This is a genomic window from Microbispora sp. CA-135349, from assembly GCF_050947365.1.
Classification (GTDB): domain Bacteria; phylum Actinomycetota; class Actinomycetes; order Streptosporangiales; family Streptosporangiaceae; genus Microbispora.
The window spans coordinates 8,452,585-8,479,311 of record NZ_CP192001.1; the positions used below are offsets into that span (position 1 = coordinate 8,452,585).

Below are 26,727 nucleotides of genomic sequence, written 5' to 3' on the forward strand. Positions count from 1 at the left end.
AAAGGGGCCGGTCATGGCCATCATCGAAGGACGTAACCGGAGCAACCACCGCCTCACCGAGGCCGCGGCCCCCGTCACCGTTCCCGCCCCCCGCGCGCACGGCGAGGCGGTCCCCGCCGCCGGCACCGGCCCGGCCCGCTACGCCTGGGCCGCCGCCCGCATCGCCATCGGCTGGATGTTCCTGTGGGCCTTCCTCGACAAGACCTTCGGCTGGGGCTTCGCCACTCCCGCGGCCAAGGCCTGGATCAACGGCGGCAGCCCGACCACCGGCTTCCTGAAGGGCACCGCCGACCACACCTTCGGCGGCCTGTTCAACGCCCTCGCCGGACAGCCCTGGGTCGACTGGCTGTTCATGACCGGTCTGGCCGGCATCGGCACCGCGCTCGTCCTCGGCATCGGCATGCGTCTCGCCGCCACCACCGGCGGGCTGCTCCTGCTGATGATGTGGGCCGCCGAACTGCCGCTGGCCACCAACCCCTTCATGGACGAGCACATCGTCTACGCCATCGTCCTGACGGGTCTGGCCCTGGCCGGCGCCGGCAACCCCCTCGGACTCGGCACGCGGTGGGCCGCCACCCCCCTGGTCCGCCGCCTCCCGATCCTCAAGTAACCCCGGCCCCACCGCTCCGGTGCCCATCTCCAGCCCCCTGGAGGTGGGCACCGGCATGTCCGGCCGACCGTGCATGGGATCGGATTTGCGGGGTAATCGCAATGTCGAGAGTGCGCACGGGGCCCGCGCGGGACGGCGGCGGACGGTTCGCCCGTCACGTCCCGCGCGGCCCCCGGTTCTCAGCCGTGGACGGTGATCACGTACCCGTCGGGGTCGCTGAAGGAGAACGTCCGGCCGAACGGCCCGTCGACCGGCGCGGACAGGATCGGCACCCCCGCCGCGGCGAGCTCGTCGTGGAGACGCTGGGCGTCGTCCGCTCTGAACCACAGCGCCACTCCCAGGCCCGGACGCGGAGCCGCCTCCAGGTCGACGCCGGGCAGCGGCTCGCGCACCGCGAACGGTATGGGGGCGGTGGCGAACACCACGGCGTGCGGCGGCCCGGCGGGGTCCCGCCGGAGCCCCAGGCGCTTCTCGTAGAACGCGGCCGCGGCCTCCAGGTCGCGCACCTGCAGCGCCACGAAATCCACTCCGGTCACGGTCACGACTACCTCCGATGTCAGAACATTGACATGGGGGACCCTATGTCAGAATGTTGACATGACGCAAGAGAGCGACGGCGCGGACCTCGGCCGCCTGGTGGGCTACCAGCTGAAGCGGGTTCAGGCGGCGTTGCGCTCGACCATGGACGCCACGCTGCGCCGCCACGACCTGACCACTCCGCAGTACGTCTGCCTGGAACTGCTCGACCAGCGGCCGGGGCTGTCCAACGCCGAACTGGCCAGGGGTGCCTTCGTCACCCGGCAGTCGATGAACGTGCTGCTCCGCAACCTGGAGGACGCCGGGCTGGTCGAGCGGCCGGCGTCCGCGCCGCAGGGCAGGGCCCTGCCCACCACTCTGACGGCGCAGGGCAGGGCGCGGCTCGCCGCCGCCCGCGGCGACGTGCTCGAGATCGAACGGCGGATGACCGGTCACCTCGACGCGGAGCAGGCCGAGCTCCTGCTGGGCCACCTGGAGCGGATGACCGGCGCCCTGGAAGACCGCCCGTCGCCGGACGCGGTCCACCGGAGGCGTTAGGTCATCCCGCCGCCGGGGCCGGTTTCGAGGAGTGCGCCTGTCACTGCGGCGCCACCCTCGGGTTCGTCTACTGTGACGTCACAGTAGGGTGATGCCGGTCACGTGGCCGACCCTGCCGACGCGCAGCCGTCCCGCGACGTCCCCCGCGCCCCTCGCGGGATCAACCGGGAGACCAGGGATCCGGGGCGGCCCAGCCGCTCCCGGAGCCGCCGGCCCGCGCGGAGCCTCCTCCGGCGTGGCCCGACGGCGCCGGAGACCACACGTGGAGAGGGAGGACGATGTCCGTCTACCGCATCAGGATGTACAGCGGGTTCCAACGCACCCTCACCGCCGACCGCGTCGTCGTCAACGGCGACAACGTCTGTTTCGAGCGGAGCAGGAACGGATCGTGGGTGGCGGCGCTTCAGCTGCCGACGCAACTGGTCACCCGGGTCCGCCGGCGGTGCGTCCAATCGGACGGCACGGTGACCTGGAACGTCGAGAAGCCGGGACCCAGCACCTACTGACCGGGAGTGCCCACCTTCGTTATTGCTCTCTAACCTTCCGTGAGAGTAGAGTCTGCCCCGCTTGCGGTGGGACTCCGCTTCGCCGCGTGCTCGCCCATCGCAGGCGTCAACGCCACCGCAACGGCCCGCCTGGCCCTTCCCCCCTCGCCGGGCGCGCCGTCGCGGTGGGAGCCGGCCGCGCGGACTCCCCCTCGAGAGGTATCGTCACCGGGAAGTTCGGGGACCTGTTCTGCGAAACCCTACCCTTGCGTTAGGCAGGCCATGAGTGGCGACGGTACCCGCACACGAGCGGCCACGGGGTGGGAAAGGTGAGCGGAGCGATGCCTGAAGGTCTGGTGCAGATCGGCGAGGTCGCCGAGCGGATCGGGCTGTCTCTGCGCACCATCCGGCACTACGAGGAGGTCGGCCTGGTCGTGCCCGCCCGCACCCAGGGGGGTTTCCGGCTCTACAACGAGGAGAACGTGCAGCGGCTGGCGTTGATCAAGCGGATGAAGCCGCTGGGGTTCACGCTGGAGGAGATGCGCGACCTGCTGGAGATCACCGATCGGCTCACCCGCGGCGACGAGGACCCCGGCCTGCTCGCCCGGCTGCACCTGTTCGAGAGGGCGGTGGCCGAACGCGCCGACAGACTGCGCGAGCAGCTCGCGATGGCGCGGGAGTTCGCCGAGCAGCTCCGCCGCCGGCGCCTGAACGCCCCGTCCGCCCGCTGATCCCCGCGGCCGGCGTGCCCTCGCCGGGCATAAGTCCGTCCCAAGTGCCGTCTCAGCCCTGCCGCGCGTGACTGAGCCGGCCGCTCGTCGAGTGTTCCGCCGTCTGGTCCGCGTGGCGCCGGGCGGCGGCCCAGTCGTTGCGGCCCAGTCGTTGCGGCCCAGTCGTTGCGGCCCAGTCGTTGCGGCTCAGTCGTTGCGGCTCAGCGCGACCATGCACAGCGCCGCGTGACCGAGCGTCCGGTAGCCGAGCAGCCCGGCACGGTGCCGGCACGGTGACGGCACGGTGACGGCTCGCCGCGGTGGTCGCGGGTCGCGGGAGTGCCGTGGCCGAGCCGCGTCCCATGACCGACCGGACGCGGCTCGGCCCGCGTCCCATGGCCCGGCCGGACGCGGCTCGGCCTGACTGGCCCGCTTACTTCTTGGAGGAGCCCTTCTCGACGGCACAGGTCTCGGTCTCGCCCTTGTCGTCCCCGGTGTCACGGATCACCTGGCCGCCGGTCGCGGCGTCGGGCGTCCGCGACAGGGCCTCGGTAGTGCCAACGGAGATCTCGCCGTCCTTCACGGGCACCTTCAGCTTGCCGTCGCTCGGCACCGAGTCGACCAACTTGCCGTCGAGGTAGACCTTTCCTGCCTCCACCCGTACGGTGCCGACGTTCGCGTCCTGGCCGGGGCACGTCCCGGCCGTGACGGTGAAGGTCGCCGGTTCGGTCCCCTTCGCGTTGGCGGCCGCCGTGATCGTGCCGGCCAGTCCCAGGGCGAGGACGCCGGCGAGTATGATGCGCGAGCGCTTCATGAGAAATTCCTTCCATGCGGTTGCAGCTGATTGCTGCTGAAAGGCTCGCCGGAAGTGCCTGAAGCAGGGCTGAAGCCACCTGAATTGATCTTAAGGTTGGCTTCAGGTGGGTTCGTTCAGGCTGTGGGGCATGCGTTTACTGCTGGTGGATGATGAGGAGCGGCTCGCCGAACTGCTGCGGAGCGGGCTGGGCGAGGAGGGCTTCGCGGTCGACGTCGCCCACAACGGGCGCGACGGCCTGTGGATGGCCACCGAGAACTCGTACGACGTGATCGTGCTCGACGTCATGCTGCCACTGCTCAACGGGTATTCCGTCTGCCGCCGCCTGCGCGACATCGGCGACTGGACGCCGATCATGATGCTCACCGCGAAGGACGGCGAGTACGACGAGGCCGAGGCGCTGGACACCGGGGCCGACGACTTCCTGTCGAAGCCCTTCTCGTATGTGGTGCTGCTGGCCCGGCTCCGGGCCCTGGTACGGCGGGGCGGGCGCGAGCGGCCGGTGACGCTGCGCGTGGGCGACCTGGTGATCGAGTCGGCGGGGTTGCGCTGCCGCCGGGGGGATGACGAGATCGCGCTCACGCCGAAGGAGTTCGCCGTGCTGCACGCGCTTGCCCGGCGGGCGGGCGAGGTGGTGAGCAAGACCGAGCTTCTTCAGCAGGCCTGGGATTTCGCCTACGACGGCGATCCGAGCATCGTCGAGGTCTACATCAGCGCACTGCGCCGTAAGATCGATGCGCCGTTCGGCCGGTCGTCGCTGGTGACCGTGCGCGGGGCCGGCTACCGGCTGGACGGGGTGTCATGAGGCGCTGGTCGGTACGGGTTCGGGCGACGGTGGTCGCGACCGTGACGGTCGCTTCCGCGCTCGCGGTCGCGGTCGCCGTACTCATGGGAACGTTGAAGAGCAGCTTGGAGTCGAGCGCCGGCCAGGAGGCCGCGCGGCGGGCGGAGACGGCCGTGCAGGCGCTCATCACGACCAACGAGAACGGCGCCACGACCCTCGTCACGACCGGCCCGGCAGGGGATGTCGCGATAGACCCGGACGTGCGTGTCAGCACGCACCCGGAGCAGAGCTGGGGCGAGGGGTACGCCACCGTCGAGCGGACGGTGACGACCTCGGGCGGGAAGGTCACCGTACGGGCGCGCTCCTCCCTTGAGCCGGTGCGCGACGCCCTGCATGCCCTTCGTCCCCTGCTGTTGGTCGGCACACCGGTGCTGGTGCTGCTGGTCGCCGTGCTGACGTGGCTGCTGGTCGGGCGGGCTCTCGCGCCCGTGTCGGCGATCCGGACGACGTTCGCGCGGATCACCGCGAGCGATCTGCATGAGCGGGTGCCCGTGTCGGCGTCGGGAGACGAGGTCACCCGGCTGGCGCAGACCATGAACGCCACGCTCGACCGATTGGAGCGCGCGGTCTCCAAGCACCGGCAATTCGTCGCCGACGCCGCGCACGAGCTTCGCAGCCCGCTCGCGACCCTCCGTACCCGCCTCGAACTGGGACGGCGTGAGGCCCCGAGGCTGGTCCGCGAGGCGCTGACCGATGTGGAACGGATCCAGGGGCTCGCCGCCGACCTGCTCCTGCTCGCGCGGCTTGACGCCGGCGAACCCCTGCGTATGGAGGAGGTCGACCTGGGTCAGGTGGCGACGGAGGAAGCGCTGCGCCCCCGGCGTGACGGCGTCACGATCCGGCTCGACGTCGCCACCGACGTGGTCGTGCGGGGATCCCGGTCACATCTGGCCAGGCTGGTCGCCAACCTGGTCGACAACGCCGTACGGCACGCCGAGACGACGGTGACCGTGCGCGTGGCACCCCCCGGGACGGTTGAGGTGTGCGACGACGGGCCGGGCATCCCGGTCGAGCACCACGAGTCGGTGTTCGACAGGTTCACCCGGCTCGACGAGGCGCGGGCACGCGACGCGGGCGGGTCCGGACTCGGCCTGGCCATCGCGAGGGACATCGCCCGCGCCCACGACGGCACGCTTGTCGTCGCCGGCGCAGCGGGACCTGGCGCCCGCCTGCGGGCCGACCTGCCGCCCGGGGACACGGCGGCCGGGTAATGGTTCGCTATGCGGATACCCGCCCGCGCCTTGGGGATAGCGGGCCTTCGCATGACCTGCCTAGTCTGCGATAAGTGACGCTCTTTCCGACCGTATGACGCGCCGTATGCGGAGCGTCGGGGCGGTCTCCGCCCGCTGGTGATCAAGGAGCACGACACGATGAACTCGCAGACCGTGGACCGCGCCGACGTCTCCGCGACCGAGGCGGTCTCTTCCGTATACACGTGTCCGGTGCCGCACTCTCCTCAGGAGGTCAGCGGCGTGCGGCGGCGTGCGCTCCGGGTGCTGGCGGCCTGGGGAACTCCCGGGGCCGCCGCGGAGGACGCCCTGCTGGTGATCTCGGAGATGGTCACCAACGCCGTCCTCCACGCCATGCCGCCGGCCGAGTTTCGCCTCTTCATCCACGCCGACGGCGATGGCCGGGCCATCCGGGTCGAGGTCACCGACGGCGGAGCGGCACCGGTGTGGCCGGGAACCACCCCGTGTCCGGACGAGAGCGGGCGCGGCGCCGTCGTCGTCGACGCCCTCGCCATCCGGCACGGCAGCGTGAGCCGCTCCTCCGGCACCACCACGTGGTGGGCGGACCTGCCCGCCCGCTGAGCGTACGCGGGCGCTCAGCGGCGCAGCGTCTCCGATGGGGACTCGCCGAAGCGGCGGCGATACGCGTTGGCGAACCGCCCCAGGTGGACGAATCCCCACCGATAGGCCGCGTCGGTGACCGTGGTGGTGCACGGGTTGCCGGCCGCCAGTTCGGCCCGCACGCGATCGAGGCGGACCTCCCGCAGATAGTTCATGGGCGTCGTCTCCAGACGACGCCGGAACCCCTCCTGAAGCGCCCGCACGCCGACGCCCACGGCCCCGGCGATCTCTTCCACGGTGAGCGGTTCCGCCGCGCGCGCCTCGATCAGGTCCACGGCCCGCTCCACCACCGTCGGCGCGGCGCGGGGCTGCCCCTCCGACAGGGCCTCGCTGTAGTTGCTGGGCTGGGCCAGCAGCAACTGCGTCATGAGCAGCCCCTCCAGCTGCCTGAGCGCGACGGGCTGCTCCAGCATGGCGCCGCCGGTCTCCGCCTCCCGTCTGAGCAGATCGACGACCGCCAGCCAGGATCGGGCGGCCGGCCGGGTCAGGTCCATGCCCAGGGAGAAGGTGAGCGGTCTGCGCGGCGTGCGTCCTATGAGCTTGCCGAGGTGTGCTTCGAGCGCGGCGCGGTCGAAGCGGGTGATCAGTTGCATGTGCCCGGGAGCCCATCGCATGGTCATGGGCCGCGTCAGCGACAGCACGGAGGCGAGCTCGGGCGTCGACACGATCCGTTCACGGCCGTGGGACACCTCCGCCGCTCCGGCGAGCGGGATCTCGACGAGCAGGTAGCGATCCAACGGCTGCGGTGTGATGAGCACTTCCGTGCCGTAGCCGAGCGAGTACAGCCCGATCCCGTCGAACGTGATCCCGTTCATGCGGGCGTCGAGCGTGATCTTCGGATTCACCGGGCGCAGCCCGTGAACGCCGAGGGCGTTCCCGACCGTCGTCCGGGCCTCGTCGACGTCGTGTGTGTGCAGCCGCCGGTAAGCGGCGAGCGGTAGCGATCGTTCGGCCATTTTCGCCTCCCCCGGGCCGGCAGACCCCCCGTTTCCGCAGGTAGCGGGCGCGCAACAAGCTTATGCGCGGGTCTGTCCCGACGGAACACGGCGCCGCGGGAGCCGTCGGCGCGTCTACCGGCCGGTGTCCGGGACGGGGGCGGACGATCCGCGCACCACGAGTTCCGTGGCGAGTTCGACGTGGTGGGACTCGACCCGCTCCCCCGCCGCGAGACGCAGCGCCGTACGCACCGCGACGGCGCCCATCTCCCGCAGCGGCTGGCGCACCGTGGTCAGGGGCGGCGAGGCCATCCGGGCGATCTGGGTGTCGTCGAAGCCCACGATGCTGAGGTCTTCGGGCACGCGCAGCCCCCGCGCCCTGGCGGCCTCCAGCACGCCGAGCGCGATGTCGTCACAACCCGCGAAGATCGCCGTGGGCTGCTCGGGAAGGTCGAGCAGGGCCGCCCCGCCCGCCATGCCGTCCTGGTAGTGAAAGGTGCCCGTTCGTACGTACGCGGGCGGGACGGGCACCTGCGCGGCCTCCATGGCGGCGCGGTAGCCGTGCAGGCGTGCCTGGTTGCAGGCGGCGGTGGCCGGGCCGCCGAGATAGGCGACGCGCCGGTGCCCGAGCGCGAGCAGGTGCTCGGTCGCGGCCAGGCCACCGGCGAAGTTCGTCGAGCCGACGCTGGTCACCCTGGCCCTCGGCAGGTTCAACGGGTCGATCACGACCAGGGGCAGCCGCGCCCGGGCCAGGGCGGCGAGCTGCCCGGAGGACAGCTCGCCGGTGACGGCGACCAGCGCCCGCCGCCCGGCCGTGACCAGGTCGCGGGCCCATCCTCCGGTGCGGTCGGCGTTGCGCCGGATGCTGACCACGACCGCCACGTCGAGGTCGGCCCCGGCCTGCACCGCGCCCTGGACGATCTCGGTCGAGTAGGCGTTGAGGTCCGCGTCGAACTCAACCTCGATCGTGTCGGGCGCCGCCTCGCTCCGGCGCTGCGGCGGCGCGACGTAGTCGTGCTCCTCCAGCAGCGACAGCACCAGTGAACGCGTCTCCGGGGCGACGTCGCTGCGGCCGTTGAGCACCTTCGACACGGTCGCGACCGACACCCCCGCCGAGGCCGCGACCGTGGCCAGGGTGGCCCGCCTACGACTGGGCGGCATCTGTTCCTCCCTGCTCGGGGCCCGCCGTCCGTCGCACCTCCACGGGGGTGACCAGCCGCCGGTCGTGACCGACGTGGCGCAGCGGGCCGGTCAGCCGTACGCGGCCCCGGCACGGCAGGTCCGACGCCGAGGTGCCGACGAGCACGTCGATGTCTCCGGGCTCGACGATCCGCCGCAGGTCGCGACCGGTGAAGGCGGTCCGGTCCGCGTGCACGGCGAACGACGCCCGCGCGCTTTCGCCCGGCTCCAGCCGCACCCGGGCGAACCCGGTGAGCTGCCGCACCGGCCGGGTCACCTGGGCGAGCACGTCGTGCAGGTAGAGCTGGACGACCTCCTCGCCCGCCCGGCCGCCGGTGTTGCGCACCCGCACCGACACGGTGAACTCCCCGTCGGTGGGCACCTCCGCGTCGCTGATCTCCAGGTCGTCGACCTCGAAGGTGGTGTAGGACGCGCCGTAGCCGAACGCGAACAGCGGGGTCGGGTCGAGGTTGCTGATGCCGTGGCTGTCGGCGCCGAGCGGCGGCTGCAGGTAGGTGCCCGGCTGCCCGCCCGTGGTCCGCGGGATCTGCACCGGCAGTTTCCCGCTGGGCTGCACCCGGCCGGACAGGACGCCGGCGATGGCCGCACCGCCCTCCTCGCCCGGCATGAACGCCTGGACGAGCGCGGCGGCCCGGTCGTTCACCCGCCCCAGCGCGTACGGCCGCCCCGACACGACCACCACCACGACCGGCGTGCCGGTGGCGGCCAGCTCGATCAGCAGATCCTCCTGGACCCCGGGCAGGCGCAGGTCGTCGGCGTCGCAGCCCTCGCCCGAGGTGCCCTGTCCGAACAGCCCGGCCAGGTCGCCGACGACGGCCACGCACAGGTCCGACTCGCGGGCGGCCGCGAGCGCGGCGGCGAAACCGGAGCGGTCGTCGTCCCGCCAGTCGCAGCCCCGCTCGTAGGCGATCTCGGCATCCGGCAGCTCGGCCCGCAGCGCCTCGAGCAGGCTGGGCGCCTCCACCCCGAGCCCGAGCTTCGGGTAACGGGGCAGCACGTGGTTGGGGAAGGCGTAGCAGCCCATGAACGAGCGCGGGTCGTCGGCGCAGGGCCCGACCACGGCCACCCGGCGGGGCTCCGGACGCCCCTCGCCGAGCAGCGGCAGCACGGTCCCGGCGTCGAGCAGCACGATCGACCGCTCGGCCAGCTCCCTGGCCAGGGCTCGGTTGGCGGGCGAGTCGAGGTGCACGCTGTCCGCGCCGGCCACCGACTTCTCCGGCGTCCAGTCCGGGTCCAGCAGGCCGAGCTGCACCTTCTGCGCGAGCAGGCGGCGCACGGCCCGGTCCACCAGGTCCTCGGGGATCTCGCCCCGCCGCACCCGCTCGACCAGGTGCTGGCCGAAGCCGAGCGTGTCGGGGAGTTCGACGTCGATGCCGGCGGTCAGCGCCTGCACCCCGGCCTCCTCGGCGTCCGCCGCGACCTGGTGCATGGTCGCGAGGAACGGCACCGCCCAGTAGTCCGAGACCACCGTGCCGGTGAACCCCCACTCGCCGCGTAGCAGGTCGGTCAGCAGCCACGGGTCGGCGGCGGCGGGCACGCCGTCCACGTCGGAGTAGGAGTTCATGACCGACCGCGCGCCGCCCTCGGCGACGGCGGTCTCGAACGTCGGCAGGATCATGTCCATCAGCTCGCGCCGCCCCATCGGGACCGGGCCGTGGTTGCGGGCCGCACGCGAGGCGGAGTATCCGGCGAAGTGCTTGAGCGTGGCGATGACCCCGGCGTTCTCCAGGCCGCGCACGTAGGCCGCGCCGAGCGTCGCGACGAGGTACGGGTCCTCGCCGATGGTCTCCTCGACCCGGCCCCAGCGGTAGTCACGCACCACGTCGAGCACCGGCGACAGGCCCTGGTGGACGCCCACGGCGCGCATGTCCCTGCCGATCGCGGCGGCCATCCGCTCCACCAGCTCCGGGTCGAAGGTCGCACCCCAGGCGATGGCGGCCGGGTAGACGGTCGCGCCGTAGGTGGTGAAACCGGTCAGGCACTCCTCGTGGACCAGCGCGGGAATGCCGAGCCGGGAGTGCTTCACCACCTCGCTCTGCAGCCGCACCACCTCCGCCGCGCCCTCGGCCACGGTCACCGGAGTGCTGCCGAAAACCCGCGTCAAATGGCCGAGGCCGTGGCGTGCGGCCTCCTCGATCGGCACCGTGCCGGAGGCCGCGAAAACATCCTGCATCGGGGCGACATTGTGCGCGCCGTCGGGCTCCACCTCCTGCTCGGGCTGCATGTCGTTCCCGATCCACCGGCTGCCGAGCTGGCCGACCTTCTCCTCAAGGGTCATCTCGGCGAGGAGTGCCTCGACCCGATCGGCCACGGGGAGTGCCGGGTCCTGCCACACCCGGAACGTCCCGTCCGCCGCGTGCGTCCGATCTGGGGCCGTCATCTGTTCTCCTCACAAAAAAGTTTCGAAACATTTCGGCATCCGCCGGCGATTCGGGCGTCGATCGTCCAGTAAACCAAGATCACCAGGTAGAGGCCTGCTCGTCGGTACTTTACACACGCCTCACGCTGGGCTGGGGAGACCGTGAGAGCGCTCTTGACAGTCGGGTACCGCAAATCTAGATTGGCGTGCCACGCGGCTTGTGTCGAAATGTTTCGAGCGAGCTGACCTAAAGAAGGAGTGGACAGTGGCACCGGGGTGCCGATCCACGTCGCCCCCGCCGCGTCCGAATGTCATCAATAAGCCGCAGCCTGCCTCGGCGTTCGACGTACGGAGATCAGCGTGGAGTCCAGCAAATCATCCCGCCGCACATTCCTCAGTCTTTCCATGGGACTTCCTCTCGGCGCGGCCTTAGCGGCCTGCGGCACGGACGGCCCGGCCCCGTCGGGCGGAGGCTCCGGCGGCGGCGCCGCCGGGGGTAACGGCGGCGGCGGGGGCAAGGCCACCTACTGGTTCCTCCAGGGTCCTCCCGGTGAGGCGCCCCGCACCGCGGCCGTCGACCGGTTCAACAAGGCCAACCCCAACGGCCAGATCGCGATCACCACGATCCAGAACGACGCGTACAAGACGAAGATCAAGACGGCGATCGGCGCGAACCAGGCACCCACCATCATCTGGGGCTGGGGCGGCGGCGGTCTGCGCAGCTACGTGCAGGCCGGCCAGGTCGAGGACCTCACCTCGTGGTTCGGCGAGAACGCCGCCGTGAAGGACCGGCTGTTCCCCGGCGCCTTCGGCGCCGCGACGATCGACGGCAAGATCTACGCGATGCCGTGCGAGACCGTCCAGCCGATCGTGCTGTTCTACAACAAGAAGGTCTTCGAGAAGGTCGGCGCGCAGCCGCCGCAGTCGTACGGCGACATCCTCGACCTGGTGAAGAAGTTCAACGCGGCGGGGATCGCGCCCTTCTCGCTGGCCGGTCAGTCGCGCTGGACGAACATGATGTGGCTGGAGTTCCTCTTCGACCGCATCGGCGGCCCCGAGGTGTTCCAGGCCGTCTTCGACGGCGAGAAGGACGCCTGGAACAACCCCGCCTCCATCGAGGCCCTGACCAAGATGCAGGAGCTCATCAAGGCCAACGCCTTCATCAGGGGCTTCTCATCGGTCACCGCCGACTCCAACGCCGACCAGGCGCTGCTGTACACCGGCAAGGCCGCGATGATGCTGCACGGCAGCTGGTCGTACGGCATCCAGCAGGAGCAGGGCGGCGACATCGTCTCCAGCGGCAACCTCGGCTGGATGAACTTCCCGGGGGTCGACGGCGGCAAGGGCGACCCGAGCAACACGGTCGGCAACCCCGGCCAGTACCTGTCGATCTCCTCCAAGGCGACGCCCGAGCAGAAGGAGATCGCCAAGAAGTTCTTCGCGACCGGTGTGCTCGACGACGAGGAGCAGAAGCAGTGGGTCGGCACCGGTGGTGTGCCGATCGTCAAGGGCTCCGACAAGCTGTTCGCCGGCTCCAAGGACGCCGAGTTCCTGAACTTCGTCTACGGCGTCGCCAGCAACGCCAAGGTGTTCGCCCAGTCGTGGGACCAGGCGCTCAGCCCCACCGCGGCCGAGAAGCTGCTGGACAACATCGCCAAGCTGTTCCAGCTGTCGATCTCGCCGCAGGAGTTCGCGACGAACATGAACGCGGTCATCGGTAAGTAAGCATGTCTGCTATCTCCGCTCGAAGGACGTCGTCCGCCGTCGCGCCCAGGGCGCGCGGCGGCGGCGTCCTGCCGTGGCTGGCCCTGCCCGCCCTGATAGCCTTCACGGCCTTCGCACTGATCCCGCTGATCGGGGTCCTGCTGCTCAGCTTCACGTCCTGGGACACGCTGGGCGAGATCCAGCTGACCGGGCTCGACAGCTGGCGGGCCGTGCTCACCGACCCCGGCCTGCCCCACGCGCTGTGGATCACGTTCCTCATCATGCTGCTCTCCTGGGCCTTCCAGACCCCGGCCAGCATCCTGATCGGCGTGTTCCTGGCGGGCCGCCAGCGCTACCGGGAACTGCTCGCGGTGCTGTACTTCATCCCGCTGCTGCTCAGCTCGGCGGCCATCGCGATCACCTTCAAGGCGCTGCTCGACCCGAACTTCGGGCTCGGCGCGGGGCTGGGCCTCGACTTCCTCGTCCAGGACTGGCTCGGCGAGCCCGGCCTCGCCTTCGGCGTCGTGATCTTCGTGGTGTCGTGGCAGTACATCCCGTTCCACTCGCTGCTCTACCAGGGCGGTGTGCGGCAGATCCCGCGGTCGCTCTACGAGGCCGCGGAGCTGGACGGCGCGGGACGGGTCCGGATGTTCTTCAGCATCACGCTGCCCCAGCTCAAGTACACCATCATCACGTCATCCACTCTGATGGTCGTCGGCTCCCTGACCTTCTTCGACCTGATCTTCGTGCTGACCGAGGGCGGTCCCGGTGACGCCACCCGCGCGCTCGCGCTGGACATGTACAAGCGCGGCTTCCAGGCCAACCTCATGGGAGCGGCCTGCGTGATCGGTGTCATCCTCGTTCTCGTGGGCCTCGTCCTGGCGCTGCTGCTGCGCCGGCTGGGCGGCCGCGACCCCAACGCCAGTCAGTTGGAAGGGGCCTGACCGTGACCGCGACCCACACCTCGAGGGCGCGCACCGCCGCGTCCGGGGCGCACGGACGCCGGCCGGCGAAGAGCCGGCAGCGCCCCAACTGGCTGGGCGGGCTGGTGGGCTGGCTGTGGCTGGCCGTGGTGATCGTCCCGATCTACTGGATCGTGATCACCAGCCTCAAGACGCAGTCCAACTACTACGCCACCAACCCGCTGGCGCCGCCCACCGATCCGACGCTGGACAACTACCGGCTCGTGATCGAGATGGACTTCCCGCTGTACTTCCTGAACAGCATCCTCGTCGCCATCGGCACGGTGATCCCGTCGGTGCTGTTCTCGTTCATGGCGGCGTACGCGATCGTCCGGAGCGCCGGCGCCAACCGCTTCCTGCGCGGAGTGAACTCGCTGTTCCTCATGGGCCTGGCCATCCCGCTGCAGGCGACGGTCATCCCGGTCTACCTGCTGATCATCAAGCTGCACCTCTACGACTCGCTGACGGGACTGGTCGTGCCGTCGGTCGCCTTCGCGATCCCGCTGTCGGTGCTGGTGCTGTCCAACTTCATCAGGGACGTGCCGAAGGAGCTGTTCGAGTCGATGCGGCTCGACGGCGCGACCGAGTGGAAGACCCTGTGGGGTCTTGCCTTCCCGCTCACGCGACCGGCCGTGGTCACGGTGTCGATCTACAACGCGCTGCAGGTCTGGAACGGCTTCCTGCTGCCGCTGATCCTCACCCAGAGCCCCGACAAGCGCACCCTGCCGCTGGCGCTCGCGGCGTTCCAGGGCGGGCCGTACGGCGTGAACGTGCCCGCCGTGCTGGCCTCCGTCGTGCTGACCATCCTGCCGATGCTGATCCTTTACGCGGTCGGCCGCCGTCAGCTGCTCAGCGGCCTGACCGCCGGATTCGGCAAGTAGGCCGGAACCAAGAAGGAACGGCCTCACGCTGCGCCGTACAGACGGCCCATGTCGACGAGCTCGACATCGGGCCGTCTTTCGTTGAGGCGGACAAGGGCGGGCGAGAACCCGGATCGGGCGAACAGGAGCAGCTTGGGCAAAGCGCCGATCTTGCCGCCGGGCAGCAGTTCGCGCAGGTGTTCCAGGCGCTCCAACTGAGGGACGTCGACAGGCGCCTCGGTGCTCTTGGCCTCGCCGATCGCGGTGATCCGGTCGGCGGCGAACGAGGTGGACTCCGTGACGACGACATCGAGCCCGTGCCCCCGGCGGTGCTGCCGGCAAGGAAGTTCCGTCGGGCGCACCGCGCTCGCCACTCCGCCGAGAGTGTCGGATGAGGCGTGCTCGAAGCACCACTGCCGCGCGAGATCCTCGAAGTGCGCGCCGTAAATCTTGGACGCTACGGTGTCCGCGACTCCGGCGGGCCCACCTATCATGGGTGTAGCTATCGATCCTTCGGTCGCCTTTTCGGGCGTGGGAGCGAGCCTGCCTTCCGGGAACGTGTGGACGCCCCGCACCCGAGGTGCGGGGCGTTCCGGCGTCAGGCGTAGAGGAACCAGAAGTTGCCCCCGCCGGTGCCCCATTCGCAGCGGAAGGACGTCCACCAGCCCCACTGGATGCCCAGGTTGCCGCCGTTGTAGCAGTCGGCCTGGTAGTAGTAGGCGTAACGGATGCTGTCGGCGTGCGCCGGAGCCGTGCCGACGGACACCAGGCCGGCGGCCAGGGCGGCGGAGACGAGGAGAGCCCGTACCGTACGCATGTGATCCTCCCGGGGTAGTCGCCCACAGGGGTGAGCGGCACCCGCACTGTCGCATCGCTGATTCCGCGCGGCCAGAGCCACGGAAGGGAAGCCGGCCCCGGCCTGCCAAACCTCCGGGGACGCGCTGAAAGGTTCACGACATCCCGGATGCCGGTGTCAATTCACGCCCAACAATTCGGCGCGTATACCTGCTTACAGTCCCTCAGGTGACATAACTACCGAGACAGGACTCCAGGGATCATGACAACCAGTATCGGTCGGTGCATAATTGGCGAGCACCAAGTGACATAAGCCAGATCGGCAGGACAGCGTTGCGCATCCCCCCACGTCCGCCCGGCGACTGGTCCTTCAACCCCCCTCCCGGATGGCCGACCCCGCCCGCGGACTGGTCGCCGACGGAGGCATGGAGCGGCCCCGAGCCTGACTGGCCCGCCGCCCCTCCCTACTGGTCCTGGTGGGTCAGGACCACGCCGATAAAGGACCTGCCCGCGCAGGACCCGCTCGCCCGGCAGGCGCCGCCGATCCCCGGCCCCGCGCCGTACGTCGGCCCGGCATTGCGGCACGTCTCCGCTCCCTCGTATTGGACCGCTCCACCGCTGCCCGACCCGCGGCGCACCGCGATGTGGACGCATCTGGGCGCTCTTCTCATGGATCTGGGTGGTCTGCTCACCTGCGGGATCACCTCGCTACTGTTGTGGATCCCCCCTCTGGTCATCCACAACGGGCGAAGCGCGGGCGATCCCTTCGTACGCCGGCACGCCCGGCAGGCGCTGAACTTCGCCTTCACCGAGTTGCTGGCCGCCCTGGTCCTGCTCGTGCTGTTCGCCGTGGCCGCACCGCTCGCCGTGCTGCTCACGCTGGCCGTGTGCGTCACGACGGTCGTTCTCAGAATCATCGCCGCGACGGCCGCCAATCGCGGCGAGCCGTACGTGTATCCCCTGGCCATTCCGTTCCTGAGCTGAGCGCGGCCGGCGGCCGACAGGCAAGAAAGATCGATGGTGAACATCCCCCCACGCCCCGGTCCCGACTGGACGTTCAACTCACCGCCGGGATGGCCGGCGCCCCCCGACGGCTGGGTGCCCGACGAGGGCTGGGCCGGGCCCGAGCCGGACTGGCCCGCGGCCCCGCCCTACTGGAACTGGTGGCAGCGGACCGGCGGAACGACCACGCCTCCCGCACCGGCCGTCGCACCGGCTGAAACGCTCCCGGCTCCTCCCTTGGCCCCGGTTCCTCCTTTGGTCCTGGCGCCCCGGCAGGTCGCTCGGCCTCCGATGGCCGCCTGGGTCAGGGGGCCGATTCCGCCCGGCCTGAAGTTCCACCTCCTGGGCCGGACGTCCCCCCACCGGCTGCCCCGCGTCGTCGCCTCGCTCGTCGTCGGCGCCGTGCTCGTCGCCGTCGTCGCAGGCATCGTCCGGATGCTGGTGAGGGCCGTGGCGCTGAGCGCGGGATTCGGTGAGGAGGACCCGTCCCGGAAGGTGTCCGACGGCCAGTGGGACCTGCTCGGCTCCGTCTTCCCGAACATCGCCGCCCTCGGATGCGTCTGGGCCGTCCTGGTCGTGTTCCAGTCCCGCCCCCTCTCGACCCTCACCTCCGTGGAGGGCACCATCCGCCACCGCTGGCTGGGATGGTGCGCCTGCATGGCGGCCGCTGCGGTCTTCGCCGGGGACATGCTCAGCTTCCTGCTCGGACAGCTCGACGGTTCGACGCAGCGGCCCTTCTACTACTGGGCCGAAGGCCTGTCCACGACCACCATGTATCCCACTCTGATCATCATCGTCCTGACCGTCCCCGCCATGGCCTGGTGGCCGTACATGATGTGGAGCCTGGTGCTGCAGGCCCCCGGCGTCAGGACGGGCAGCCTCTGGCCGGGAGTCGCGCTGGCCACCGCGGTCTCCGTCATCGCGGACGGCGCGCTGGCGGGCGGCCAGTACGGCCCGCGGGATCTGCTCACCAGTGTCGTCTTCGCTCTCACGGGCTGCGCGCTCGTGGTGTTCACGGGAGGGCTTGAGGCCGGCCTGGCGCTGAGCGTCATGCTCTTCCTCAAGAACGCGTTGAAGATCCTCGGAATCGAGCAACTGCAGGTGCAACTGCTGCCCGCCGACGGTCTCTACGCCTTCGGCCAGTACGCCGGCCTCGTGCTCTACGCGATCGCCGCGATCGCACTCGCCAGAATCCTCCGCATCCGCACGGTCTCTCCCTGACGGATGAAGGACCCGAACGACATGCCCGGGGAAACCTTCACCCGGGTGAAGACGGCGATCAGCGGCGATCCCGAGGACATCGGCCCTTACCGGATCGTCGGCAGGCTCGGCGCCGGAGGCATGGGCGTCGTCTACGCGGGCGTGGATCGGCACGGCACTCAGGCCGCCGTCAAGCTGATCCACGCGGCGTACGCGCACGACGCCGAGTTCCGCACCCGGTTCGCCAGGGAGATCGGCATCGTCAGCCGCGTCCGTGGGCTGTGTACGGCCAGGGTTCTGGCGGCCGACCCGGACGCGCCCCTGCCGTGGCTGGCCACGGAGTACGTGTCCGGACCGACGCTGGACGAGCTCGTCTCCCTGCGCGGCCCGCTGCGTGGCGAGGAACTGCGCAGCCTGGCCGCCGGGCTGGCCGAGGCCCTGGTGGCGATCCACGCGGCGGAGGTCATCCACCGGGACCTCAAGCCCACCAATGTGCTGATGTCTCCCGCGGGACCCCGCGTCGTCGATTTCGGCATCGCACGAGCGCTGGACGCGACCGCCATCACCCGCTCGGGCATGGTGATCGGCTCTCCCGGATGGATCAGCCCGGAGGAGTATCACGACGGTCCGATCACCGCGGCCGTCGACGTGTACGGGTGGGGCCTGCTCGTCGCCTACGCCGCCTCGGGCAGGCCCGCGTTCGGGCCCGGGCGTCCCGAGGTCCTCGCGCTGCGCGCCCTGAGCGAGCCGGTCGACACGGCAGCCGTGCCCGGCACGCTCCGCGGGCTCGTCGACGCCGCCCTGCGGAAGGACCCGCGCCAGAGGCCCTCGGCCGAGGAGGTGCTCTCGGGCGTCATGGCGTCCCAGGAGCCCGGCCAGGCGACGATCGAGCTCACCAGGCTCCTGGAGCGTACGTGGGAAGGGAAGATCGAGGCCGAGCGGGCATGGCCTGCTCCCGCCGAGCGGCGTCCGCCTCGGCGCCGGCCCCGAGCCCCTCGCCGAGTCCGTCGCCCAGCCCGAGCCCGTCGCCGTCCTCCAGCCCCAGCCGTTCACCGAAACCGAAGCCCAAGCCGACGTACGTCCGCTTCGTCAGCGATCGCGGCATCGCGGCGGACCTGCCCAGTGGCTGGGAGGTGACCGGCAGCGGGAGGCAGTACTGCATCCTCCCGCCGTTCACGATCGGCACCTCCCAAGCCGGATGTCTCGGCGGGCTCGAACTCGACGCGGGGTGGCAGTTCGAGCTGACCAGTCAGTCCTTCGCCCTGCAGGGGCGGGTGCCCGTCTGCGAGTGGGTGGGCGACGCCTTCGATCCGCCGCAGGACGCGTGGCGCTACGACGAGACGAAGCGTTCCGAACCCGCGGTCAAGCTCCTGATGCACGACAGCGTCACCATCGGCGGGCACCGCGCCTCACATGTCCGCTGGAAGTACTCCTGCCGCTTCATGAGTGTCGTCTCGGAGATGTGGTACGTCCCCGACCTGCAGGTCACCGTCATCGTCGCCGGCATGACCGACAGGCACCGCGCGTCCTACCTGAAAATACTGTCGACGGTCGACTTCTCGAAGATGGAGAAGCTGCTCCGCACGCCCACGCTCCGGGAGGTCGACTGACCGGGCCGGACAGGGTCAGACCGCGACGGTGCGGAATCCGGCGTTGGCCATGGAGGAGTCGGGGGTGTTCGACGAGCGCGCCGAGTTGCGGTAGCGGTTGCAGTAGGAGTCGTGGCACAGGAACGAGCCGCCGCGCAGCACCCGGGCACTGCCGCGCAGCGGGCCGCGCGGGTTGTCCTCCGGCGAGTAGACGTAGTAGTCGGGCGCGTACCAGTCCGCGCACCACTCCCAGACGTTCCCCACCGTCTGCCACAGCCCGTACGCGTTGGGCTCGTACGTCCGGACCGGGGCGGTCGTGAGATAACCGTCGTCCAGGGTGTTCTCCGTGGGGAACACGCCCTGCCAGATGTTGACCCGCCAATCGCCTTGAGGCAGGTCGTCGCCCCAGGGATAACGCGCGCCGTCGAGGCCGCCACGGGAGGCGTACTCCCACTCGGCCTCGGTCGGCAGCCGCCTGCCCGCCCAGGAGCAGTAGGCCATCGCGTCGTTCCAGCTCACGTGGACCACCGGGTGGTCGGGTTCCGCCTCCGACAGCCGCCCGGCGGGGTGGCGCCAGTCGGCGCCGCGCACGCCCGCCCACCAGGGGGTGCCGGGCACCGGGCCCATCACGTCGTCGGGGTGGGCCCGCATCGCCAGGTGGAAGACGGCCGAGAAGCCGTACTCCTCCGCCTCCGTCCGGTAGCCGGTCGCCTCGGCGAAGGCCGCGAAGTCCGCGACCGTCACGGTCGTGGCGTCGATCGAGAACGGCGCCACGGTGACCGCGTGCACGGGCCCCTCGCCGTCGCCGGGGTTGCCGTCGCCGGTCGCGTCCCCCATGCGGAACTCGCCGCCGGGCAGGCGCACCTGCTCGATCCCGTGGAGCCCGTGCGCCGTGAAACGGACCGGCTCCAGCGGCTGCCCCGGCGTGGCGGGGGTGCAGCAGGACATCAAACTCCTTCCGGCACCGGCTGGCTGGGATGCGGCTCGTCGCCGAGGGCCGCCTGGGCGTGCCACATGCGGACCTTCATCTCCTCGCGGATCTCCCGGTAGGCCGGGTCGTCGTAGACGTTGCGCAACTCCTCCGGGTCGGCCTCCAGGTCGTACAGCTCCCACTCCCCGGGGTAGGTGAACGCGCCCGTGCCGGGGATGCCCATGCCGTCGTTGTAGAAATAAATGATCTTGTAGCGGTCGGTCCGGTAGCCGTAGTGGGCCGGCGCCTTGTGGAAGACGTCGTCGTGCTCCCAGTAGCGGTAGTACATGCCCTCCGCGGGAGGCGGGCCGGGCTCGCCGGTCAGGTCGGCGAGGAAGCTGCGGCCCTGCATCCGGGGGTGGTGCGCCACCCCGGCCGCGTCCAGCACGGTCTGCGCGAAGTCGACGTTCGTGACGATCCCGCCGTGCACCTGACCGGCCGGGATCCGCCGCGGATAGCTCAGCACGAGCGGCATCCGCAGCGACTCCTCATACATGAACCGCTTGTCGAACCAGCCGTGGTCGCCGAGGAAGAAGCCCTGGTCGGAGCAGTACATCAGCAGCGTGTCGTCGAAGTCGCCGCGTTCGCGCAGCCAGTCGACCACCCGGCCGACGTTGTCGTCCACCGACGCGACGACGGCCAGGTAGTCCTCCATGTAGCGCTGGTACTTCCACAGCGCCAGTTCCTCGTACGACAGCCCCTCGGGCGGGTCCTGCTTGAGGTCCTCGGCGTTGAGGTGCTCGGCGATCCGCATGGCCGCCCGCCGGGCCGACGACGAGCGCGTCGCGTAGTCGTCGCCGAACGTCGAGGGCACCGGGATGGGGTCGGTGTACATCCCCGCGTGCTTGTCGTCCGGCTCCCACGGGCGGTGCGGCGCCTTGTGATAGATCAGCAGACAGTAGGGATCGTCGCCGTCGAGCGAGCCGGCCCAGCTCAACGCCATGTCCGTGATGAGGTCGGTGGCGTAGCCGGGAACGGTCCGCAGGCCCTCCTCCGACAGGAACGACGGGTCGAAGTACTCCCCCTGCTCGATAAGCACGTCCCAGTAGTCGAACCCCTGAGGGTTGTGCCCCGGGCCGTCCCCCATGTGCCACTTGCCGACGATCGCCGTGCGATACCCGGCCGCCTTCAACTGGCTCACGAACGTCGGCTGGGACGCGTCGATCGGCGTGACCAGCGTCGAGACCCCGTTGACGTGCGAATACGTCCCGGTCAGGATGCTGGCCCGGCTCGGCGAGCACAACGCGTTCGTCGCGAAGCAGTTGTCGAACCGGACGCCGAGGTCCGCGATCTCGTCGATCCGCGGCGTCCGGTTGACGACCGAGCCGTACGCGCCGACCGCGTGCGACGCGTGGTCGTCGGTCAGGATCATGACGATGTTCGGACGCCGGCTCATCGGTAGGTCGCCTCGTCCAGCCCGCTCAGCGTGGGGTCGTACGACACCTCGCCCACGTCGTACATCGAGGTCATCCAGTGGTAGAAGTTGTCGCCCCGGTCACGCAGCACCTGGTAGAGCCGCCGCATCAGCCGCCCGCGCACCTCCGCCATCTCGGGGTGGTTGTAGACGTTGAGCAGTTCGTCCGGGTCGGTGAACAGGTCGTACAGCTCGTTGGTCGAGTCGGGGTTGACGACCAGCTTGTAGCGATCGGTCCGGATCATCCGCTGCGGGTACGGGAAGTGGTGCCCGTGGAACTCGCAGACGATGTCCTGCTCCCACGGCACCTCGTGGGTGGAGGCGAGCGGCACGAGGCTGCGCGAGTCGACCGCGGGGGCGGGGTCGATCCCGGCCAGGTCCAGGATCGTCGCCGTGCAGTCCAGCAGGCTGACGAACTCCGTCCGGACGACACCCGGCTCCTGACCGGGGATCCGCAGCAGGCCGGGCGTGCGGTAGATGTCCTCGTACATCGCCGGGCCCTTGTCGTGCAGCCGGTGGGCGCCGGTGAACTCGCCGTGGTCGCAGGTGAAGAACACCGCCGTCTCGTCGTTCAGGCCGAGGCGCCGCATGGCGTCCATGACCCGCCCGATCTCCATGTCGATGAGCGCGACGTAACCCCAGTAGACCGCGATGAGCTTGCGCGTCACCTCCAGCGGCATGGTGTCGAACGTCCAGTGCGCGCTGTAGTTGGCCTGCACCGGCGGCTTGCCGGCGAAGGTCTCCGCGATCGACTTGGGCAGCTCGACCAGCTCGGGGTCGAACATGTCGAAATACTCGTCCGGCACGATGTACGGCAGGTGCGGGCCGAAGAAGTTGAGCTGCAGGAAGAACGGCTTCGGGTCGGCGGCGTACCGCTCCAGCATCTCGATGGCCCGGGTCGCCAGGTAGTGCTCGAACGTCGCCTCGACCGGCTGGCGCAGCCGCGCGGCGAGCAGGTTGCCCGGCCCGCCGTTCGGCAGCGTCCCGCGGATGCGGTCGTGGATCTCGTACGGCGGCAGGTCGTTCGCCTTGAGATAGTCGAGGTAGTCGGGGTGGTCCACAGGGTTGTGCCACCCCGGCAGGTCCGGCCCGTCGAACCCGAAGTCGGCGGCCCGCCGGTGGTGCCCGACGTGCCACTTGCCGATGAGCCCGCAGTTGTACCCGGCGTCCCGCAGGGCCGTGGAGAAGGCCCACTGGTCGTCGGGCAGGTCCTCGATGTAGCCGACGTTCCTCTCGTGGTTGGCGAGCAGCTTGTGCCGGAACGGCGCCTGCCCGGTGAGCAGGCTCGCCCGCGCCGGGGTGCAGATCGCGGTGGGGGTGTACCAGCGGTCGAAGCGCGTCCCGGTCCGGGCCAGCTCGTCCAGCACCGGGGTGGCCGCGAGGCGGTTGCCGTACGCCCCCAGGGTGTCGGCCCGATGCTGGTCGGTCATCAGGAACAGGACATTCACTTGGCCGCGCCCGTGAACAGATCGCCGGTGTAGTACGTCTTCGGGTCGACGGCCGAGGGCAGCTTGCCCGCGCCGACGAAGTAGTCACCCATGCCGCTCAGCCACTTCTCGATCGTCCCGTCCTTGCTGTAGCCGTCCAGCTCCGCGAGCGACAGCACCTTGGAGTTGGCGGCGTCGGCCTTGACCTGGTCGGCCGGCAGCTTGAGCATCTCCGCGGTCGCGGCCACGGTCTCGTCGAGGTGCTCGCTGCGGTACTGGATGGCGTCGCGCAGCACGCCGATGACCTTCTCGGTCTTGTCCTTCTCCTTGGCGACGACGTCGTTGCCGGCGACGAACGCGGTCGGGAACGACACGGTGTCGGCGAAGTCCTCGTTCTTGGCCAGCTCGACCAGGTCGGGGACGGTCTTCTTGATCGTGGAGATCGCCGGGTACCAGAAGCCGGCCGCGTCGATCTGCTTGGAGGTGAACGCCGACACGATCGTGGACGCGTCCATCGGGACGATCTTCACGTCGTCCTTGGTCAGCCCGGCCTTCTTCAGCGCGAGCGTGAGGATCATGTCGCCGGAGGTACCCTCGGGCACGCCGATCGTCTTGCCCTTCAGGCCCTCGAGCGAGGTGATGCCGGCCTGGGCGATGACGCGGTCGGCGTTGCCGAGCGTGTTCAGCGCGACGACCTTGGCCTTGCCGGAGGCGGGCAGCCACATGGCGCCGGGGCCGATGTAGCCGAAGTCGAGGTCGCCGGTGCCCAGCGCCTGGATCTGCAGCGGGCCGTTGGTGAACACGCTGACCTTGGCGTCGAGGCCGTGCTTCTTCCACAGGCCCTGCTTGTCGGCGACGGCGAGCAGGCTCGCGCCGTTGAAGTCGGCGATGTAGCCGAAGTCCACGTGGGTCGTGCCGCCGCCCGAGCCGTCGGAACCGGCGGAGTCGTCCGACCCGCAGGCCGTCGCCGACAGCGCCACGACGACCGCCGCGGCGGCCAGGAGTGTCTTCTTCATTTCGCGGGCTCCTTGATCTGCCGCTGGTGGTACACCGCGTGCCAGACGCGGTTGCGCAGGGCCCCGAACTCGGGGCTCAGCCTCATGTCCTCGTCGCGCGGATAGGGGAGGTCGACGTCGATGACCTCGGCGATCCGGCCCGGCCGGGCGGCCATGACGACCACCCGGTTGGCGAGGAACACCGCCTCGTCGACGTCGTGGGTGATGAACATGACCGTCCGCCGCTCCTTGCTCCAGGTCTCCAGGAGCTGCTCCTGCAGACGCACCCGGGTCAGCGCGTCCAGGGCGCCGAAGGGCTCGTCCATGAGCAGGATCGACGGGTTCACCGCGTACGCCCGGGCGATCGCGCAGCGCTGCTTCATGCCGCCCGACAGCGTCTTGGGCAGCGCTTCGGCGAACTGCTCCAGACCGACCAGGCGGATGAAGTGCTCGGCCCGCTCCCGCCGCTCCGCCTTGGGGACCTTCGCGGTGCGCATGCCGAACTCGACGTTCTCCCGGACGGTCAGCCACGGGAACAACGCGTACTGCTGGAAGATGACGCCGCGCTCGGGGCCGGGGCCGGTGACCGGCCTGCCGTCCACCAGCGCGGTGCCGCCGGTGGGCTGCTCCAGCCCGGCGAGGATGTTGAGCAGCGTGCTCTTGCCGCAGCCGGAGGGGCCGACGACGGTCACGAACTCGTTGTCGGCGATGTCCAGCGAGACGCCGCCGAGCGCGACGAACGGCTCCTTCCCGACGGGGAAGACCTTCTCGACGTCGCGTACGGAGATCTTGGGTGTGATCTCGGGAGTGCTCATCGGTTCTCCTGCCAGGCCGTCAGCTTGTTGCCGGCGATCATGAGCAGCCGGTCCATGATCAGGCCGAGGACCCCGATCGCGATGATGCCGACGAAGATCGTCGGAAGGTCGTAGTAGAGCTGCGCGCTCTGCATCCGGTGGCCGAGCCCGGCCTGCGCGGCCAGGAGCTCCGCGGCCACCAGCGTGCCCCAGGCCGAGCCGAGCCCGACCCGCATGCCGACGAGGATGAACGGCGTGGAGGCCGGCACCACGACGCGGCCGAAGATGGTCCCGTCGCCGGCGCCGAGCACCCGCGCGGCGTTGATCAGCGTCCTGTCCACGTTCACCACGCCCTGGTAGGTGGAGATGACGCAGGACAGGAACGCCGCCAGGAAGATGACGAAGATCTTCGGGCTCTCCCCGATGCCCATCAGGACGAGCACCAGGGGCAGCATCGCCAGCGGCGGGATCGTGCGGAAGAACTGGATCCACGGCTCGAACAGGCCGCGGGCCACCGTGTACCACCCCATGACGAAGCCGACGATCACCGCCGCGATCGAGCCGAGGGCGAACCCGGCCAGCACGCGCCCGAGTGAGGCGCCGACGTCGGTGGCGAGCGTGCCGTCCTGGAGCATCTTCCAGGCGGCCGACACGACCTCGGCAGGGGTGGGGAACTGGAGCCCCGACAGGGACAGCCCCCACCAGATCGCGATCCCGGCCACGATCGAGATGATGTTGAGGACCAGGAAGGTCCGGTTCTTGCGCGGCCGGGCGGGGGCGTTGCCGTCCCTCGTGGCGCCCGCGGTGGTCACGGCCACTATCGGCCTCCGTCCGTCGTGACGTTCGCTTCGTATCCGGCGAGCAGGGGGGACTCGTGGAACAGGGCCGCGATGGCCCCCCGCGCGCCGCCGTCGTCCGAGAGCAGGGCGGGGCGGATCACGGGCGCCGCGTCGGTCCACCACGACAGCTCGTAGGTGACCGTGTCCGCGACCTGCCGCAGCAGGGCCGGAGCGATCTGGATGATCTCGCCGCCGAGCACGATCTCGTCCGGGTTGAGGGTCATGACCGCCGTGCCGAGCACCCGGCCGACCGCCGTGCCGGCCTCGCGGAGCACCTGGTCGACGACCGGGTGGGCGATGTCCACCGCGGCCTTCAGGTCGTCCAGCGTGTCCATGGGCACGCCGTGCTCCCGGCACCGCCCGAGGATCGCCGGGACCGACGCGACGGTCTCGACGCAGCCGCGCTTGCCGCAGCGGCACTGCGCGCCACCGGCGACGGCGGTCACGTGACCGAGCTCGCCCGCGAAGCCCCGCGAGCCGCGCACCAGCTGGCCGCCCACCACCAGCCCGCCGCCCACCCCGTCGGACAGGCGCAGGTAGATGAGGTCGCGTACGGAGTCCGACTGGGCGTGCAGCGCCTCGGCCAGCCCGGCGAAGCGCACGTTGTTGTCGACGGTCACCGCCGCGTGGAAGCGCTGGGCGAACACGTCCGCGACGCCGTCGGCACGGGTGCGGTCGCCCCACCCCGGCACGCCGATCCCGATGGCCTGGAGCGCGCCGTAGTGGACTCCCGTCTCCGCGCTCAGCCGGTCGATCAGGGCGAGCCCGGCGTCGAGACGCTCGGGCCACTGCGCCGACTCCTCGTAGCGGGCCGTCCCGGACGCGATGATCTCGTGCGCGGCGTCGGCCACCAGGACGTTCACCCGGCGGTGGCCGAAGTCGACGCCCATGTACTGCCCGGAGGCGGGGTCCAGCGCGAGCCGCTCGGCCGGCCGGCCGCTGCCCACCCGCTCCACGGCGTCGGTGTCGACGACGCGGATGGCGCCGCGGCTGAGGAGATCGCCGGTGATCTCGGAGACCGTGGTGCGTGACAGGCCGACCCGGGCCGCGATCTCGTTGCGGCTCTGCGCGCCGTTCTGGCGAAGCACGCGCAACACCCGCTCCTCATGAGAGCGGCGCACCAGGGCGTGCACGCCGTTGGGGGTCGTTGACACGCTGGCAACCTAAGGTTCGTCTGTTTTTTACGTCAACCATCCGGCAAAAAGAATCGGTAAATTCGGCCGGGATCCTGAAGAAACCTCTGACCAGCATGGACACCCCCGCGACAAGCTCCCCGGCATCCTGCCGCATCCGCC

General features: G+C 70.4%; 28 protein-coding genes. 14 read left to right on the top strand and 14 right to left on the bottom strand.

All coding sequences use genetic code 11. The features are described 5' to 3' along the window. Positions 1-13 precede the first annotated feature (13 nt). Complete coding sequence (locus tag ACQPZZ_RS38920) at positions 14-610, top strand: hypothetical protein (protein ID WP_432927424.1); 597 nt, start codon at positions 14-16, stop codon at positions 608-610. A gap of 179 nt (positions 611-789) precedes the next feature. On the opposite strand, the gene ACQPZZ_RS38925 is transcribed toward ACQPZZ_RS38920, so the two are convergent. Beyond that, the gene (locus tag ACQPZZ_RS38925) at positions 790-1,152 is read right to left on the bottom strand and encodes a VOC family protein (protein ID WP_363645518.1); all 363 of its coding nucleotides are present in this window, start codon (positions 1,150-1,152) and stop codon (positions 790-792) included. A gap of 55 nt (positions 1,153-1,207) precedes the next feature. Here ACQPZZ_RS38925 and ACQPZZ_RS38930 point away from each other — a divergent pair, with 55 nt between their 5' ends. From ACQPZZ_RS38930 to ACQPZZ_RS38940, 3 genes are all read left to right on the top strand, one after another. Further along, the gene (locus ACQPZZ_RS38930) at positions 1,208-1,684 is read left to right on the top strand and encodes a MarR family winged helix-turn-helix transcriptional regulator (RefSeq protein ID WP_432927427.1); all 477 of its coding nucleotides are present in this window, start codon (positions 1,208-1,210) and stop codon (positions 1,682-1,684) included. A 278-nt stretch (positions 1,685-1,962) separates the two neighbouring features. Further along, positions 1,963-2,190, top strand: a complete 228-nt coding sequence (locus tag ACQPZZ_RS38935; RefSeq protein ID WP_363645522.1) for a hypothetical protein — start codon at positions 1,963-1,965, stop codon at positions 2,188-2,190. A gap of 320 nt (positions 2,191-2,510) precedes the next feature. Next, positions 2,511-2,900, top strand: a complete 390-nt coding sequence (locus ACQPZZ_RS38940) for a MerR family transcriptional regulator (protein ID WP_432927429.1) — start codon at positions 2,511-2,513, stop codon at positions 2,898-2,900. Between the two features lie 412 nt (positions 2,901-3,312). Here the strand turns inward: ACQPZZ_RS38940 and ACQPZZ_RS38945 are convergent, their stop codons facing one another. After that, positions 3,313-3,693: a hypothetical protein gene (locus ACQPZZ_RS38945; protein WP_432927431.1), complete on the bottom strand. Its 381-nt coding sequence runs from the start codon at positions 3,691-3,693 to the stop codon at positions 3,313-3,315. 130 nt (positions 3,694-3,823) lie between these two features. On the opposite strand from ACQPZZ_RS38945, the gene ACQPZZ_RS38950 reads away from it, so the two are divergent. From ACQPZZ_RS38950 to ACQPZZ_RS38960, 3 genes are all read left to right on the top strand, one after another. After that, on the top strand, positions 3,824-4,498 hold the full coding sequence (locus tag ACQPZZ_RS38950; RefSeq protein ID WP_363645528.1) for a response regulator transcription factor: 675 nt from the start codon (positions 3,824-3,826) through the stop codon (positions 4,496-4,498). After that, entirely contained in the window at positions 4,495-5,748 is a 1,254-nt protein-coding gene (locus tag ACQPZZ_RS38955; RefSeq protein ID WP_432927433.1) for a sensor histidine kinase, read from the top strand. The genes ACQPZZ_RS38950 and ACQPZZ_RS38955 overlap by 4 nt, the downstream gene beginning before the upstream one ends. Positions 5,749-5,907: 159 nt before the next feature. Beyond that, positions 5,908-6,348, top strand: a complete 441-nt coding sequence (locus ACQPZZ_RS38960) for an ATP-binding protein (RefSeq protein WP_432927435.1) — start codon at positions 5,908-5,910, stop codon at positions 6,346-6,348. Positions 6,349-6,362: 14 nt separating this feature from the next. Here the strand turns inward: ACQPZZ_RS38960 and ACQPZZ_RS38965 are convergent, their stop codons facing one another. From ACQPZZ_RS38965 to ACQPZZ_RS38975, 3 genes are all read right to left on the bottom strand, one after another. Then, positions 6,363-7,343, bottom strand: coding sequence for an AraC family transcriptional regulator (locus ACQPZZ_RS38965; protein ID WP_432927437.1), 981 nt, complete (start codon positions 7,341-7,343; stop codon positions 6,363-6,365). Positions 7,344-7,457: 114 nt separating this feature from the next. Continuing rightward, entirely contained in the window at positions 7,458-8,483 is a 1,026-nt protein-coding gene (locus ACQPZZ_RS38970; RefSeq protein WP_363645536.1) for a LacI family DNA-binding transcriptional regulator, read from the bottom strand. After that, entirely contained in the window at positions 8,467-10,902 is a 2,436-nt protein-coding gene (locus ACQPZZ_RS38975; RefSeq protein WP_432927440.1) for a glycoside hydrolase family 3 N-terminal domain-containing protein, read from the bottom strand. Before ACQPZZ_RS38975 ends, ACQPZZ_RS38970 begins: the two co-directional genes overlap by 17 nt. Positions 10,903-11,286: 384 nt before the next feature. Here ACQPZZ_RS38975 and ACQPZZ_RS38980 point away from each other — a divergent pair, with 384 nt between their 5' ends. Genes ACQPZZ_RS38980 through ACQPZZ_RS38990 form a run of 3 tightly spaced genes read left to right on the top strand, consistent with a single transcriptional unit; the run spans position 11,287 to position 14,428 of the window. After that, positions 11,287-12,606 carry an extracellular solute-binding protein gene (locus ACQPZZ_RS38980; RefSeq protein WP_432927442.1) on the top strand — a complete coding sequence of 440 codons (1,320 nt, stop codon included), beginning with the start codon at positions 11,287-11,289 and terminating at the stop codon, positions 12,604-12,606. Positions 12,607-12,608: 2 nt separating this feature from the next. After that, on the top strand, positions 12,609-13,529 hold the full coding sequence (locus tag ACQPZZ_RS38985) for a carbohydrate ABC transporter permease (protein WP_363645542.1): 921 nt from the start codon (positions 12,609-12,611) through the stop codon (positions 13,527-13,529). Between the two features lie 2 nt (positions 13,530-13,531). Further along, complete coding sequence (locus ACQPZZ_RS38990) at positions 13,532-14,428, top strand: carbohydrate ABC transporter permease (protein ID WP_432927444.1); 897 nt, start codon at positions 13,532-13,534, stop codon at positions 14,426-14,428. 23 nt (positions 14,429-14,451) lie between these two features. On the opposite strand, the gene ACQPZZ_RS38995 is transcribed toward ACQPZZ_RS38990, so the two are convergent. After that, on the bottom strand, positions 14,452-14,901 hold the full coding sequence (locus ACQPZZ_RS38995) for a hypothetical protein (RefSeq protein ID WP_432927446.1): 450 nt from the start codon (positions 14,899-14,901) through the stop codon (positions 14,452-14,454). Positions 14,902-15,005: 104 nt separating this feature from the next. Then, the gene (locus tag ACQPZZ_RS39000; RefSeq protein WP_363645546.1) at positions 15,006-15,224 is read right to left on the bottom strand and encodes a hypothetical protein; all 219 of its coding nucleotides are present in this window, start codon (positions 15,222-15,224) and stop codon (positions 15,006-15,008) included. 311 nt (positions 15,225-15,535) lie between these two features. Between ACQPZZ_RS39000 and ACQPZZ_RS39005 the strand changes: the two genes are divergently transcribed. Genes ACQPZZ_RS39005 through ACQPZZ_RS39020 form a run of 4 tightly spaced genes read left to right on the top strand, consistent with a single transcriptional unit; the run spans position 15,536 to position 19,014 of the window. Continuing rightward, positions 15,536-16,186 (top strand): DUF4870 domain-containing protein, encoded by a 651-nt coding sequence (locus ACQPZZ_RS39005; RefSeq protein WP_432927448.1) that lies wholly within the window; start codon positions 15,536-15,538, stop codon positions 16,184-16,186. Between the two features lie 33 nt (positions 16,187-16,219). After that, positions 16,220-17,425 (top strand): hypothetical protein, encoded by a 1,206-nt coding sequence (locus ACQPZZ_RS39010; protein WP_432927449.1) that lies wholly within the window; start codon positions 16,220-16,222, stop codon positions 17,423-17,425. 21 nt (positions 17,426-17,446) lie between these two features. Further along, entirely contained in the window at positions 17,447-18,541 is a 1,095-nt protein-coding gene (locus ACQPZZ_RS39015; protein ID WP_432927451.1) for a serine/threonine-protein kinase, read from the top strand. After that, entirely contained in the window at positions 18,538-19,014 is a 477-nt protein-coding gene (locus ACQPZZ_RS39020) for a hypothetical protein (protein ID WP_432927453.1), read from the top strand. The genes ACQPZZ_RS39015 and ACQPZZ_RS39020 overlap by 4 nt, the downstream gene beginning before the upstream one ends. A 15-nt stretch (positions 19,015-19,029) precedes the next feature. Here ACQPZZ_RS39020 and ACQPZZ_RS39025 read toward each other — a convergent pair whose 3' ends face one another. The 7 genes from ACQPZZ_RS39025 to ACQPZZ_RS39055 are packed head-to-tail and all read right to left on the bottom strand — an operon-like array spanning position 19,030 to position 26,586. Then, positions 19,030-19,941 carry a formylglycine-generating enzyme family protein gene (locus tag ACQPZZ_RS39025; protein ID WP_432927455.1) on the bottom strand — a complete coding sequence of 304 codons (912 nt, stop codon included), beginning with the start codon at positions 19,939-19,941 and terminating at the stop codon, positions 19,030-19,032. Next, on the bottom strand, positions 19,941-21,359 hold the full coding sequence (locus tag ACQPZZ_RS39030) for a sulfatase family protein (protein ID WP_432927457.1): 1,419 nt from the start codon (positions 21,357-21,359) through the stop codon (positions 19,941-19,943). The genes ACQPZZ_RS39025 and ACQPZZ_RS39030 overlap by 1 nt, the downstream gene beginning before the upstream one ends. After that, positions 21,356-22,825, bottom strand: coding sequence for a sulfatase-like hydrolase/transferase (locus tag ACQPZZ_RS39035; RefSeq protein WP_432927459.1), 1,470 nt, complete (start codon positions 22,823-22,825; stop codon positions 21,356-21,358). The genes ACQPZZ_RS39030 and ACQPZZ_RS39035 overlap by 4 nt, the downstream gene beginning before the upstream one ends. Next, positions 22,822-23,820, bottom strand: a complete 999-nt coding sequence (locus ACQPZZ_RS39040) for an aliphatic sulfonate ABC transporter substrate-binding protein (protein ID WP_432927461.1) — start codon at positions 23,818-23,820, stop codon at positions 22,822-22,824. The genes ACQPZZ_RS39035 and ACQPZZ_RS39040 overlap by 4 nt, the downstream gene beginning before the upstream one ends. Beyond that, positions 23,817-24,614: an ABC transporter ATP-binding protein gene (locus ACQPZZ_RS39045; protein WP_432927463.1), complete on the bottom strand. Its 798-nt coding sequence runs from the start codon at positions 24,612-24,614 to the stop codon at positions 23,817-23,819. The genes ACQPZZ_RS39040 and ACQPZZ_RS39045 overlap by 4 nt, the downstream gene beginning before the upstream one ends. Next, positions 24,611-25,411 (bottom strand): ABC transporter permease, encoded by an 801-nt coding sequence (locus ACQPZZ_RS39050; RefSeq protein WP_432927465.1) that lies wholly within the window; start codon positions 25,409-25,411, stop codon positions 24,611-24,613. Before ACQPZZ_RS39050 ends, ACQPZZ_RS39045 begins: the two co-directional genes overlap by 4 nt. After that, the gene (locus ACQPZZ_RS39055; RefSeq protein WP_432927467.1) at positions 25,411-26,586 is read right to left on the bottom strand and encodes an ROK family transcriptional regulator; all 1,176 of its coding nucleotides are present in this window, start codon (positions 26,584-26,586) and stop codon (positions 25,411-25,413) included. Before ACQPZZ_RS39055 ends, ACQPZZ_RS39050 begins: the two co-directional genes overlap by 1 nt. Positions 26,587-26,727 lie beyond the last annotated feature (141 nt).

Coding starts and splice junctions, on each gene's coding strand:
- ACQPZZ_RS38920 (WP_432927424.1), top strand. CDS start 14: ATGGCCATCATCGAAGGACGTAACCGGAGCAACCACCGCCTCACCGAG.
- ACQPZZ_RS38930 (WP_432927427.1), top strand. CDS start 1,208: ATGACGCAAGAGAGCGACGGCGCGGACCTCGGCCGCCTGGTGGGCTAC.
- ACQPZZ_RS38935 (WP_363645522.1), top strand. CDS start 1,963: ATGTCCGTCTACCGCATCAGGATGTACAGCGGGTTCCAACGCACCCTC.
- ACQPZZ_RS38940 (WP_432927429.1), top strand. CDS start 2,511: ATGCCTGAAGGTCTGGTGCAGATCGGCGAGGTCGCCGAGCGGATCGGG.
- ACQPZZ_RS38945 (WP_432927431.1), bottom strand. CDS start 3,693: ATGAAGCGCTCGCGCATCATACTCGCCGGCGTCCTCGCCCTGGGACTG.
- ACQPZZ_RS38950 (WP_363645528.1), top strand. CDS start 3,824: ATGCGTTTACTGCTGGTGGATGATGAGGAGCGGCTCGCCGAACTGCTG.
- ACQPZZ_RS38955 (WP_432927433.1), top strand. CDS start 4,495: ATGAGGCGCTGGTCGGTACGGGTTCGGGCGACGGTGGTCGCGACCGTG.
- ACQPZZ_RS38960 (WP_432927435.1), top strand. CDS start 5,908: ATGAACTCGCAGACCGTGGACCGCGCCGACGTCTCCGCGACCGAGGCG.
- ACQPZZ_RS38965 (WP_432927437.1), bottom strand. CDS start 7,343: ATGGCCGAACGATCGCTACCGCTCGCCGCTTACCGGCGGCTGCACACA.
- ACQPZZ_RS38970 (WP_363645536.1), bottom strand. CDS start 8,483: ATGCCGCCCAGTCGTAGGCGGGCCACCCTGGCCACGGTCGCGGCCTCG.
- ACQPZZ_RS38975 (WP_432927440.1), bottom strand. CDS start 10,902: ATGACGGCCCCAGATCGGACGCACGCGGCGGACGGGACGTTCCGGGTG.
- ACQPZZ_RS38980 (WP_432927442.1), top strand. CDS start 11,287: ATGGGACTTCCTCTCGGCGCGGCCTTAGCGGCCTGCGGCACGGACGGC.
- ACQPZZ_RS38985 (WP_363645542.1), top strand. CDS start 12,609: ATGTCTGCTATCTCCGCTCGAAGGACGTCGTCCGCCGTCGCGCCCAGG.
- ACQPZZ_RS38995 (WP_432927446.1), bottom strand. CDS start 14,901: ATGATAGGTGGGCCCGCCGGAGTCGCGGACACCGTAGCGTCCAAGATT.
- ACQPZZ_RS39000 (WP_363645546.1), bottom strand. CDS start 15,224: ATGCGTACGGTACGGGCTCTCCTCGTCTCCGCCGCCCTGGCCGCCGGC.
- ACQPZZ_RS39010 (WP_432927449.1), top strand. CDS start 16,220: ATGGTGAACATCCCCCCACGCCCCGGTCCCGACTGGACGTTCAACTCA.
- ACQPZZ_RS39015 (WP_432927451.1), top strand. CDS start 17,447: ATGCCCGGGGAAACCTTCACCCGGGTGAAGACGGCGATCAGCGGCGAT.
- ACQPZZ_RS39025 (WP_432927455.1), bottom strand. CDS start 19,941: ATGTCCTGCTGCACCCCCGCCACGCCGGGGCAGCCGCTGGAGCCGGTC.
- ACQPZZ_RS39030 (WP_432927457.1), bottom strand. CDS start 21,359: ATGAGCCGGCGTCCGAACATCGTCATGATCCTGACCGACGACCACGCG.
- ACQPZZ_RS39040 (WP_432927461.1), bottom strand. CDS start 23,820: ATGAAGAAGACACTCCTGGCCGCCGCGGCGGTCGTCGTGGCGCTGTCG.
- ACQPZZ_RS39045 (WP_432927463.1), bottom strand. CDS start 24,614: ATGAGCACTCCCGAGATCACACCCAAGATCTCCGTACGCGACGTCGAG.